Consider the following 9,879-nt stretch of genomic DNA (forward strand, 5'->3'; position numbering starts at 1 on the left):
GCAATGTCCGACAAGACCCCGAAATCGCGCGGGTTGGGCCGCGGTCTGTCCGCCCTGATGGCGGATATCGGCCCGGCGGAAGATGCCGCGGCGCCCGAGACCCCGGCGCGTCGCGCGGAAACGACGGTGCCGCTGGACCGAATCGTCCCCAACCCGGACCAGCCCCGCCGCCGCTTCGCCGAGGAGGAACTGGAGGAACTGGCGCGCTCGATCAAGGCGCGCGGCATCCTGCAGCCGCTCATCGTGCGCCCCGACCCGGCGCGCGAGGGGCAGTATCAGATCGTCGCCGGCGAACGCCGCTGGCGCGCGTCCCAGCGGGCGCAATTGCACGACGTTCCAGTGATCGTGCGGGATCTGAACGATCTGGAAGTGCTCGAGGTCGCGATCATCGAGAACATCCAGCGCGCGGACCTCAATCCGGTCGAGGAGGCGGCGGGCTATCGCCAGTTGCTGGAGCGCTTCGGGCACACGCAGGATCAGCTTGCCGAGGCGCTGGGCAAGAGCCGCAGTCACATCGCCAACGCGATTCGGCTTCTGAAGCTGCCGGAAGAGGTTCAGTCCCTGGTGCGCGAGGGCCAGTTGAGCGCGGGACACGCCCGGGCGCTCATCACCGTCTCCGATCCTGCTGCCATTGCGCGACAGGTCGTTGCGCGCGCGTTGTCCGTGCGCGAGACGGAGGCGCTGGTCCGGAAGGCTGCGCAGGAGGATGACGGCGGGACGCGCCCGCGCAAGCGATCCGCGCGTGCCGCGGACAAGGACGCGGACACCCGCGCGCTCGAAGGCGATCTGTCGGCCATGCTGGACACCAAGGTGAGCATCGAGCATGAGCCAGGCGGTGAGCGCGGCCGCCTCGTTATTCAGTATAACTCTTTGGAAAAACTCGATGAATTGTGCAATCGACTGAGCGGCGGGTGACGCGCCGGGCTCAATCGGGCAGCAGCTCCGCGACCAGCCGATTGAGTAGCAGGCGCCCGGTGGGTGTGGCGCGCAAGCGATCCTCGGTCATCGTGACAAGCCCATCCTCGGCCAGCCGATGCAGGACCGCCGGATCAAGGGGCGCACCGGCCAGCGACGCGTAGCGGCGCAGGTCGATCCCTTCGGAGACGCGCAGACCCATCATCAGATACTCGCCCGCCTGATCTTGCGGCGGGATCGCTGTTGCGGTTTCCACACCCTTGCCATCCTCGACGGCCGCCAGCCAGCGCGCCGGTTCCATCACCGCCTCGGTCGCTTGCCGACTGCCGTTCAGCGTCAGCCGGCCATGTGCGCCGGGTCCGATCCCGGCAAAGTCGCCGTAGCGCCAATAGACCAGGTTGTGCCGCCCCTCGGCGCCCGATCTGGCGTGGTTGGACACTTCGTAGGCCGAAAAGCCGGCCGCCTTGCACAAGTCCTGGGTTTCTTCATACATGCCGGCGGCCAGGTCCTCGTCGGGCAGGCCCTTGAGCCCGCCCCTGGCGTGACGATCGCCGAAGGCGGTGCCGGGCTCGATGGTCAGTTGATAGAGCGACAGGTGATCGACCGCCATCGCCAGCGCTTCGCGCAGTTCCGCGCGCCATGCCTCGAGGCTCTGGTCCTGCCGGCCATAGATCAGGTCGAAGCTGACCCGTCCGAAGGTGTCGCGCGCGATGTCGAAGGCGCGCCGCGCGTCTGCCGCCGTGTGCAAACGCCCGAGCCGCGCGAGGTCGGCGTCATTCAGCGCCTGAACGCCCAGCGAAACGCGGTTCACCCCGGCATCGGCGTAGCCGCGGAAGCGCCCGGCCTCGACGGAGGTCGGGTTTGCCTCAAGCGTGATCTCGGCGTCGTTCGCCATCGGCCATGTGGCTCTGACCCGAGTAAGAATCGCATCGACAAGCTCGGGGTCCATCAGGCTGGGCGTGCCGCCGCCGAAGAACACGGACGACAGCACGCGCCCTTGCGTCAGCCGACCCACCCGGTCGATTTCGGAGAGGAAGGCGGCCTGCCAGCGGCGCTGGTCGATGTGACGGGCGACATGGCTGTTGAAATCGCAGTATGGGCACTTGGCCGCGCAGAACGGCCAGTGCAGGTAAAGGCCGAAGCCGCCCGCGCGCCAGTCCTCGGCCGGCGGCACAAGCGCGGGCTCAGTCAAGGCAGCGCGCCACCAGTTCCGAGAAGGCGCGGGCGCGGTGGCTGATGCGGTTCTTTTCCCAGCGATCCATCTGGCCGAATGTAATGTCGTAGCCGTCCGGCTGAAAGATGGGGTCGTAGCCGTGGCCCTGGTCGCCCCGCATGGGCCAGACGATGCGCCCGGGCATCCGGCCCTCGAACACCTCGTCGTGTCCGTCCGGCCAGGCAATCACCAGCGTGCAACAGAAGGTGGCGCGCCGCGGCTCCGGCGCACCGAGCGCCTCCAGCGCGTCCCAGGCCCGCGTCATGGCCAGGACGAAGTCGCGTCCCGTTTCCGTCTCGGCCCAATCCGCGGTATGCACGCCCGGCGCGCCGCCCAGCGCCTCGATCTCGATGCCGCTGTCGTCGGCCAGCGCGGGCAGGCCCGTCTCCTGAGCGGCGGCATGGGCCTTGATCCGCGCGTTGCCGACGAAGCTGTCCTCGGTTTCCGCCGGCTCGGGGAGGTCCAGCTCCGCCGCGCCCACGGCGCTGATACCGTGGGGCTCGAACAGCGCAGCGATCTCTTCCAGCTTGCCGCGGTTGTGGGTGGCGACCACCAGCCGGCCGGGCGTCAGCCTGCGGGTCATCCCGCCGCCGCGCGTTGCACTTCCGCAAGCTGTGCTACGCCGCTGGCTGCCAGATCCAGAAGACGGGTCATCTGATCGCGGGAAAAGGTCGCGCCCTCGGCCGACATCTGCACCTCGATCAGCCGACCGTCGCCCGTCATCACGAAATTTCCGTCAGCACCGGCCTCGCTGTCCTCGGGATAGTCGAGGTCCAGAACCGGTTGGCCTGCATAGATCCCGCAGGATACCGCCGCGACCGGCGCGCCCAGCGGGTCCGAGATCAAATCGCCGGTCTTGAGCAGCCGGTTCACGGCCAGTCGCAGCGCCACCCAGCCGCCGGTGATCGCGGCGCAGCGGGTGCCGCCGTCGGCCTGGATCACGTCGCAATCCACGGTGATCTGCCGTTCGCCAAGCGCCTGCCGGTCGATCCCGGCCCGAAGAGACCGACCAATAAGCCGCTGAATTTCAACGGTTCTTCCACCCTGCTTGCCGACAGAAGCCTCACGCCGCATGCGCGTGGTCGTGGCCCGCGGCAGCATGCCGTATTCTGCCGTCACCCAGCCCTGTCCGCCGCCCTTGAGGAAGGGCGGCACGCGCTCCTCCAGGCTGGCGGTGCACAGCACATGGGTGTCGCCCATGCGGATCATGCAGGAGCCTTCGGCATGTTTCGTCACGCCCGTCTCGATTGAAACGGGCCGCATCTCGCTTAAGTCTCGTCCAGAGGGGCGCATTGACTATCCCTTTTCCGCCGGCTGCGCCCCGATAGCGGGCGGCGCGAGGGCAACGCAACCCCGATTGATTTTTTCGCGCAGCCCCTCTTTGATGCCGTGCCGTGCCGGACAGGGCGAGCGAGATGAAGGAAACACCGAATCTTCTCGAGGAACTCAACGACCGTTCGCGCGAGGTGTTTCGCCGCGTGGTCGAGGGCTATCTGGACAGCGGCGAGCCGGTGGGCTCGCGCACGCTGACCCGCTCGATGAGCGAAAAGGTCAGCGCTGCCACCGTTCGCAACGTGATGCAGGATCTGGAGTATCTCGGGCTGCTGGACAGCCCACACATCAGCGCCGGCCGCGTTCCCACGCAACTCGGGCTGCGAATGTTCGTCGATGGATTCCTGGAACTGGGCGACCTGTCGGACACCGACAAGGAGCGCCTCGATTCGACGCTGGGCGAAAACACCTCTGATGTCTCGGCGCTGCTCGATCGGGTCGGCGCGGCGCTTTCCGGCGTGACGCGGGGCGCAAGCCTTGTCCTTGCGCCCAAGCACGAGGCGCCGATCAAGCACATCGAGTTCGTGAACCTCGGCCCAGACAGGGCGCTGGTGGTGCTGGTGTTTTCCGACGGTCATGTGGAAAACCGGATTTTCGCCCCGCCGCCCGGACAGACGCCGTCCTCGATGCGGGAGGCCGCGAATTTTCTCAACGCCATCCTCGAGGGCCGCACGCTGGGCGAATTGCGCAACGAGCTTGGCGCCGAGATCGCGCGCCGGCGTCAGGAGGTCGATGCGCTGGCGCAGCAACTGGTACAGAGCGGTCTGGCCGTCTGGTCCGAGGACGGCCAGAGCGACGGCCGGCTGATTGTGCGGGGCCGTGCCAACCTGCTGGGCGAGGAGGCCGACGAGGCCGATCTGGAGCGGATCCGCGTGCTCTTCGACGACCTGGAGCGCAAGCGCGACATCGCCGAATTTCTCGAACTGGCGGAAGACGGCGAGGGCGTGCGCATCTTCATCGGCTCGGAGAACAAACTTTTTTCGCTGTCGGGTTCCTCTCTGGTGGTCTCCCCATATATGAACGCGGATCGGAAGATTGTGGGCGCCGTGGGCGTGATCGGTCCGACACGGCTGAACTATGGCCGCATCGTGCCCATCGTGGACTACACGGCGCAACTGGTCGGGCGGCTGCTGTCCGACCGGAGCTAGGGGTGAGACATGGGTGATCCGAAGCGTGACGACGACCAGTTCCTCGACGATATCGAGGCGCTCGAGGCAGAGGCAGAAGCCGCGGAAGCCGCCGAGGACAGCGGCGGCGCCGGCCGCGCTGCGCCCGCAGAGGACGAGGGCGAATCGGAACTGGATGCGCTGCGTGCCGAACGCGACGAGCTGAAGGACCGTTTCATGCGGGCGCTGGCGGACGCGGAGAACGCCCGCAAGCGCGCCGACAAGGACCGCCGCGAGGCAGAGCGCTACGGTGCCACCCGGCTCGCGCGCGATCTGCTGCCGGTCTACGACAACCTGCAGCGTGCCATCGCCGCCGCCCGCGAGGAGAGCCAGACCGCCTCGACCGCGCTGGTGGAGGGTGTGGAACTGACGCTGAAGGAGCTGCACAACGTTTTCCACCGGCACGGGATCGAGGTCGTCTCGCCCCAGGTGGGCGACCGTTTCGACCCGAACCTTCACGAGGCGATGTTCGAGGCGCCGGTGCCCGGCACCACGGCCGGCGAGATCATTCAGGTCTCTGCCGACGGCTTCCTGCTCTACGACCGGTTGCTGCGGCCCGCGCAGGTGGGCGTGTCGTCGATGAAGGCGAGCTGAGTTCCCCGGCAGCGCCATCCGCGACTGCCGGCAAAGGGGGGCTGTCTGCCCCCCTCGCGCGTGCCGCGCTCACCCCCCGAGGGTATTTCCAGCAAGAGGAAGGACCGGGCGCCTCAGCGAAGGTGACGGGCGGCGAAGGTGCGATCGCCGGGGTTGGCGAGCGCCTTGGGCGCGGCGGCCGTGGGGAGCCAGAGCGCCGTGTGCCCGGGCTCCTGCGGGGGGCCGAGGCGCTGCACCGGGCGCGCGATGTAGATGGTGCAGAGCTTTTCCGCGTTGATCCCGTATTCGGGCATCCAGGTGAACCGGCGGAAGGCGCCCAGCCGGCGCGGCGCCGCGATGGTCCAGCCGGTTTCTTCCCACACCTCGCGAAAGAGCGCCGCAAGTGGTGATTCGCCCGGATCGACGCCGCCGCCGGGCAGCTGGATTTCGGGTCCGGGCTCTGCCTGCCGGGTCAGCAGGACGCGGCCGGCGCGCGGCAGGAGTGCGTAGACGCCGGGGCGCAGGACATAGGGTCGCCCGGGTCGCGGCGGGGCATCGTAGCGCGGGATCACGGCTGGCACTGCTCCTTGGGATCGGCGCTTGTGACGCCTATATCGGCGCGGTATGCCAATCCCCGAAGGCCGAGGAAACCCCATGACCCTAGGCACCCGCATCGCCTGGGACGACACTGTGCTGCCGTTCCAGCTGGACCATTCAGACACCCGCGGGCGCATCACGCGGCTCGACGGCGTGCTGGAGGGAATCCTGCGCCAGCACGACTATCCGCCTCCGGTCGAGGCGCTGGTGGCCGAGATGGCGCTCCTGACCGCGCTGATCGGCCAGTCGATCAAGCTGCGCTGGAAGCTCTCGCTGCAGGTGCAGACCGACGGGCCCGTGCGGATGATCGCGACCGATTTCTTCGGCCCCGAGAAAGAGGGGCAGGCGGCCTGGATCCGCGCCTATGCCAGCTACGATCCCGGACGCCTGGCCGACGGGCCGGCCTTCGATCAGCTGGGGCAGGGCTACTTCGGCATCCTGATCGACCAGGGCAAGGGCATGGCGCCCTATCAGGGGATCACCCCGCTGACCGGCGGCTCGCTGCGCGCCTCCGCCGAGACCTATTTCGCGCAGTCCGAGCAGTTGCCGACACGCTTTGCCCTGAGCTTCGGCCGCTCGTCCGAGCCGGGCGTTGCCGAACACTGGCGGGCGGGCGGCATCATGCTGCAGCATCTGCCCAAGGCCTCGCCCCATGCCGCCGGCGGCGGATCGGGCGAGGGCGGCCTGCTGGAGGCGGGCGACATCGTCCAGGGCGACGACCGCGAGAACTGGCGCCGGGTGAACCTGTTGCTCGACACGGTGGAGGACCTGGAGCTGATCGGGCCGGGCCTGCCGCTGACCGATCTTCTGGTCCGGCTGTTTCACGAGGAGCAGCCGCGCGTCTTCGACACCCAGCCGGTGCGTTTCGGCTGCACCTGCACCGAGGCGCGCGTGCGCGAGGCGCTGTCGATCTATCCGCCCGAGGAGATCGCGGAGATGGTGACCGAGGCGGGGGTGGTGACGGCCGACTGCCAGTTCTGCGGCGCGCATTACGAGATGGACCCGGCAACGCTTGGCGCCGGAGCGGGGAACGAGCAGGATGGCGGCGGGCGATGATCCCTGGGCCGCGCTGGAGACGGCGCTGGCGCGGCCGGCGGCGGCCTCCTCCGATTTCGATCTGTCGCCGGACGCAGCCCGGCCGGGGCGCGTTCTGCGGCCGGCGGGTGTGCTGATGGCGCTCGAGACGGCGCCGGAGGGTCCGCGCGTCTATCTGACCAAGCGATCACCCGCGCTGCGGCATCATCCGGGCCAGATCGCCTTTCCGGGCGGCAAGCTGGACGAGGGCGATGCCGATCCGGTCGCGGCCGCCCTGCGCGAGGCCGAGGAAGAGATCGGCCTGCCGCGCGGGCATGTCGAGGTGATGGGCACGCTGCCCCCGCACGAGACGGTCACGGGGTTTTCCATGACCCCTGTGCTGGCGCGGGTGGTGCGGCCCTTCGACCCCGTGCCGGAGCCGGGCGAGGTGGCAGAGGTCTTTGCGGTGCCCTTTGCCCATCTGGCCGATCCGGCGAATTACACTGTGCAGGCACGGCGCTGGCGCGGTCGGATGCGGCACTATTACACCGTGCCCTGGGGTCCTTATTACATCTGGGGGGCCACCGCGCGGATCCTGCGCGGGCTTGCCGCGCGGCTGGCGCCATGAAGGTTGCGGGCGACTGGATCGCGCGGCCCGAGAGCCGGCGCATCTGCGCGATGCTGAACGATGCGGGGCATCGGGCGCTGTTCGTCGGCGGCTGCGTGCGCAACGCGATCCTGGGCGTGCCCGTGACCGATATCGACATTGCCACGGAGGCAAGGCCCGAGCGGGTTCTGGCGTTGGCGGAGGCCGCGGGGCTGAAGGCAGTGGCGACCGGCGCGGATCACGGGACTGTCACGGTCGTGGCCGGAGGGCACCCGCACGAGATCACGACCTTTCGCCGCGATGTGGAAACCTTCGGGCGGCACGCGGTCGTGGCCTTCTCCGACGACATCCGCGAGGATGCGGCGCGGCGCGATTTCACCATGAACGCGCTCTATGCCCTGCCCGACGGCACGGTCGTCGATCCGCTGGGCGTTGGGCTGACGGACCTCGAGGCGCGGCATGTCCGCTTCGTGGGCGATGCCGAGACGCGGATCCGCGAGGATTACCTGCGCATCCTGCGCTTCTTCCGTTTCTCGGCCTGGTATGGCGATCCGCAGGCGGGCTTCGACCCCGCCGCGCTTGCGGCGATCGCGGCAACGGTCGAGGGGCTGGCCGAGTTGTCCGCCGAGCGCGTGGGCGCGGAGATCAAGAAGCTGCTGGCGGCGCCCGATCCGGTGCCGGCGGTTGCGGTGATGGCCCGCACAGGCGCGCTGTCGCAGGTGCTGCCCGGTGCGACCCCGCTGCTGCTGGGACCTTTGAGGCATGCCGAGACGATGGAGGGTGTCGGGCCGGAGCCGATCCGCCGGCTGGTCGCGCTGGGCGCGGGCGAGGTGGAGGGTCGGGCGCTGCGGCTCTCGAAGCGCGAGATGCAGAAGCTGTCGCTGTTGCAGCACCTGATGGCGAGCCGGTCCGATCCGGCGGAACTGGGCTATCGCCACGGGGCGGAGGTGGCGCGCGACGCGCTCCTGCTGAAGGCGGCGGCTCGGGGCGCGCCGGTGCCGAAGGGCGCGCTGCAGGCGGCGGCTGCGGGAGCGTCGCATCGCTTTCCGGTCGCCGCGCGGGACCTCATGCCGGTCTACGAGGGTGCCGCGCTGGGCGACAAGCTGGAAGAGCTGGAGCGGCGGTGGATCGACTCGGGCTTCCGGATGACACGCGAGGAATTGCTGGCGGAGGCCGCTCATCGCCCCTGACGGGGCGCTTCGCGCAGACGGACCGAGGGGCGTGCCCGCCGGGTGGCCGTTTCGCGCCGCATCCCGCAGTGTTGCCGGGACCCCGCCAGAGGAGTCTTTCCGCCGTGTTCCGGTACCTCGAAAACCTCGTCGATCCCCGGTGCCCCTTCCCGCAGGACGACGGGCCGCCCCCGTGCCTGATCTCTTGGAACGTCTGAAAGACCGCCTCGCGGATCGCCCATTGCTCCGTCGGCGCTCGAGCGCGATGCTGACGGCCGGACTCAGGCTTCAGGTGGATGAAGGTCGGGAGTCACAGCAATGGTGGCCGAGGTCCGGAGCCGGCCGGTGCATCCGGGCGATCCGTGGCCGGAGCCGCGTGCCGGCGCCGCCGGCGAGAAGGACGGGGAGGATCCCGGTCATGCGCGCTTTCGCTCAGGCCCGGACGCGGGCCGCGTTGTCGAGATACCAGCGATAGGTCGCCGTGACACCCTCGCGCAGGCCGATCTTCGCCCGCCATCCCATGGCAGCGAGGCGCGAGACGTCCATCAGCTTGCGCGGCGTGCCGTCGGGCTTCGTCGGGTCGGTCTCGATCCCGCCCTCGAAACCGGTCACCTCTGCCACAAGGCGGGCGAGGTCGAGGATCGAGATGTCCTCCCCGGTGCCGACGTTGATGTGGCTCAGCATCGGCGCGGTGTTGGCGTCGTAGACGGATTTGGGCAGGTCGAGCACGAAGAGCGAGGCCTCGGCCATGTCGTCGACATGCAGGAACTCCCGCCGGGGCGTGCCGGTGCCCCAGATGGTGACCGCCTCCGCGCCGCATTCGCTCGCTTCGTGAAAGCGGCGGATGAGCGCCGGCAGGACATGGCTGTTCTGGGGGTGAAAGTTGTCGCCCGGCCCGTAGAGGTTGGTGGGCATGACGGAGCGGTAATCGCGCCCGTACTGCCGGTTGTAGCTCTCGCAGAGCTTGATGCCGGCGATCTTGGCGATGGCGTAGGGTTCGTTCGTTGGCTCCAGCGGGCCGGTCAGCAGCGCATCCTCCGCCATGGGCTGGGGCGCATCGCGGGGATAGATGCAGGAGGAGCCAAGCTGCAACAGCCGCTGCACCCCGGCCTCATGCGCGGCATGGATCACGTTTGCCGCGATCATCAGGTTCTCGTGGATGAACTCGGCCGGATAGGTGGCATTGGCGTGGATCCCGCCGACCTTCGCCGCGGCGAGGATCACGACGTCGGGCCGCGCTTGGCCCATGAACGCGCGCACCGCGCCCTGATCGGTGAGGTCGAGCTCGGCATG

Annotated in this window: 11 protein-coding genes; 6 read left to right on the top strand and 5 right to left on the bottom strand. The window is 69.0% G+C overall.

Annotated elements, in window-relative coordinates; translation table 11 throughout:
- The first annotated feature begins 3 nt into the window (after positions 1–3).
- Positions 4–915 carry a ParB/RepB/Spo0J family partition protein gene (locus ACLFOB_RS05035; RefSeq protein ID WP_410916175.1) on the top strand — a complete coding sequence of 304 codons (912 nt, stop codon included), beginning with the start codon at positions 4–6 and terminating at the stop codon, positions 913–915.
- A 10-nt stretch (positions 916–925) separates the two neighbouring features.
- Here the strand turns inward: ACLFOB_RS05035 and hemW are convergent, their stop codons facing one another.
- Genes hemW through rph form a run of 3 tightly spaced genes read right to left on the bottom strand, consistent with a single transcriptional unit; the run spans position 926 to position 3,421 of the window.
- Positions 926–2,107: a radical SAM family heme chaperone HemW gene (gene hemW / locus ACLFOB_RS05040; RefSeq protein WP_410925245.1), complete on the bottom strand. Its 1,182-nt coding sequence runs from the start codon at positions 2,105–2,107 to the stop codon at positions 926–928.
- Positions 2,100–2,711 (bottom strand): RdgB/HAM1 family non-canonical purine NTP pyrophosphatase, encoded by a 612-nt coding sequence (rdgB, locus tag ACLFOB_RS05045; protein ID WP_410916177.1) that lies wholly within the window; start codon positions 2,709–2,711, stop codon positions 2,100–2,102. The genes hemW and rdgB overlap by 8 nt, the downstream gene beginning before the upstream one ends.
- Entirely contained in the window at positions 2,708–3,421 is a 714-nt protein-coding gene (rph, locus tag ACLFOB_RS05050) for a ribonuclease PH (RefSeq protein ID WP_410925247.1), read from the bottom strand. Before rph ends, rdgB begins: the two co-directional genes overlap by 4 nt.
- A gap of 122 nt (positions 3,422–3,543) precedes the next feature.
- Between rph and hrcA the strand changes: the two genes are divergently transcribed.
- Positions 3,544–4,608: a heat-inducible transcriptional repressor HrcA gene (gene hrcA / locus ACLFOB_RS05055; protein WP_410925249.1), complete on the top strand. Its 1,065-nt coding sequence runs from the start codon at positions 3,544–3,546 to the stop codon at positions 4,606–4,608.
- Positions 4,609–4,617: 9 nt separating this feature from the next.
- A complete protein-coding gene (locus ACLFOB_RS05060) occupies positions 4,618–5,220 on the top strand; it encodes a nucleotide exchange factor GrpE (protein ID WP_410917786.1) in 603 nt (200 codons plus the stop codon).
- A 113-nt stretch (positions 5,221–5,333) separates the two neighbouring features.
- Here ACLFOB_RS05060 and ACLFOB_RS05065 read toward each other — a convergent pair whose 3' ends face one another.
- The gene (locus tag ACLFOB_RS05065; protein WP_410925251.1) at positions 5,334–5,771 is read right to left on the bottom strand and encodes an NUDIX domain-containing protein; all 438 of its coding nucleotides are present in this window, start codon (positions 5,769–5,771) and stop codon (positions 5,334–5,336) included.
- Between the two features lie 82 nt (positions 5,772–5,853).
- Between ACLFOB_RS05065 and ACLFOB_RS05070 the strand changes: the two genes are divergently transcribed.
- The 3 genes from ACLFOB_RS05070 to ACLFOB_RS05080 are packed head-to-tail and all read left to right on the top strand — an operon-like array spanning position 5,854 to position 8,607.
- Positions 5,854–6,852, top strand: coding sequence for an Hsp33 family molecular chaperone HslO (locus tag ACLFOB_RS05070; RefSeq protein WP_410917788.1), 999 nt, complete (start codon positions 5,854–5,856; stop codon positions 6,850–6,852).
- The gene (locus tag ACLFOB_RS05075) at positions 6,836–7,438 is read left to right on the top strand and encodes a CoA pyrophosphatase (RefSeq protein WP_410917789.1); all 603 of its coding nucleotides are present in this window, start codon (positions 6,836–6,838) and stop codon (positions 7,436–7,438) included. Before ACLFOB_RS05070 ends, ACLFOB_RS05075 begins: the two co-directional genes overlap by 17 nt.
- On the top strand, positions 7,435–8,607 hold the full coding sequence (locus tag ACLFOB_RS05080; protein ID WP_410925253.1) for a CCA tRNA nucleotidyltransferase: 1,173 nt from the start codon (positions 7,435–7,437) through the stop codon (positions 8,605–8,607). Before ACLFOB_RS05075 ends, ACLFOB_RS05080 begins: the two co-directional genes overlap by 4 nt.
- A gap of 411 nt (positions 8,608–9,018) precedes the next feature.
- On the opposite strand, the gene ACLFOB_RS05085 is transcribed toward ACLFOB_RS05080, so the two are convergent.
- On the bottom strand, positions 9,019–9,879 hold an 861-nt coding region (locus tag ACLFOB_RS05085; RefSeq protein ID WP_410925255.1), incomplete at its 5' end, for a GDP-L-fucose synthase family protein.

The organism is Rhodosalinus sp. (genome assembly GCF_046542825.1).
GTDB lineage: Bacteria > Pseudomonadota > Alphaproteobacteria > Rhodobacterales > Rhodobacteraceae > Rhodosalinus.

Excerpts from the sequence above, each read along its gene's own strand:
- ACLFOB_RS05035 (WP_410916175.1), top strand. The coding sequence starts at position 4 with ATGTCCGACAAGACCCCGAAATCGCGCGGGTTGGGCCGCGGTCTGTCC.
- rdgB (WP_410916177.1), bottom strand. The coding sequence starts at position 2,711 with ATGACCCGCAGGCTGACGCCCGGCCGGCTGGTGGTCGCCACCCACAAC.
- rph (WP_410925247.1), bottom strand. The coding sequence starts at position 3,421 with ATGCGCCCCTCTGGACGAGACTTAAGCGAGATGCGGCCCGTTTCAATC.
- hrcA (WP_410925249.1), top strand. The coding sequence starts at position 3,544 with ATGAAGGAAACACCGAATCTTCTCGAGGAACTCAACGACCGTTCGCGC.
- ACLFOB_RS05060 (WP_410917786.1), top strand. The coding sequence starts at position 4,618 with ATGGGTGATCCGAAGCGTGACGACGACCAGTTCCTCGACGATATCGAG.
- ACLFOB_RS05070 (WP_410917788.1), top strand. The coding sequence starts at position 5,854 with ATGACCCTAGGCACCCGCATCGCCTGGGACGACACTGTGCTGCCGTTC.
- ACLFOB_RS05075 (WP_410917789.1), top strand. The coding sequence starts at position 6,836 with ATGGCGGCGGGCGATGATCCCTGGGCCGCGCTGGAGACGGCGCTGGCG.
- ACLFOB_RS05080 (WP_410925253.1), top strand. The coding sequence starts at position 7,435 with ATGAAGGTTGCGGGCGACTGGATCGCGCGGCCCGAGAGCCGGCGCATC.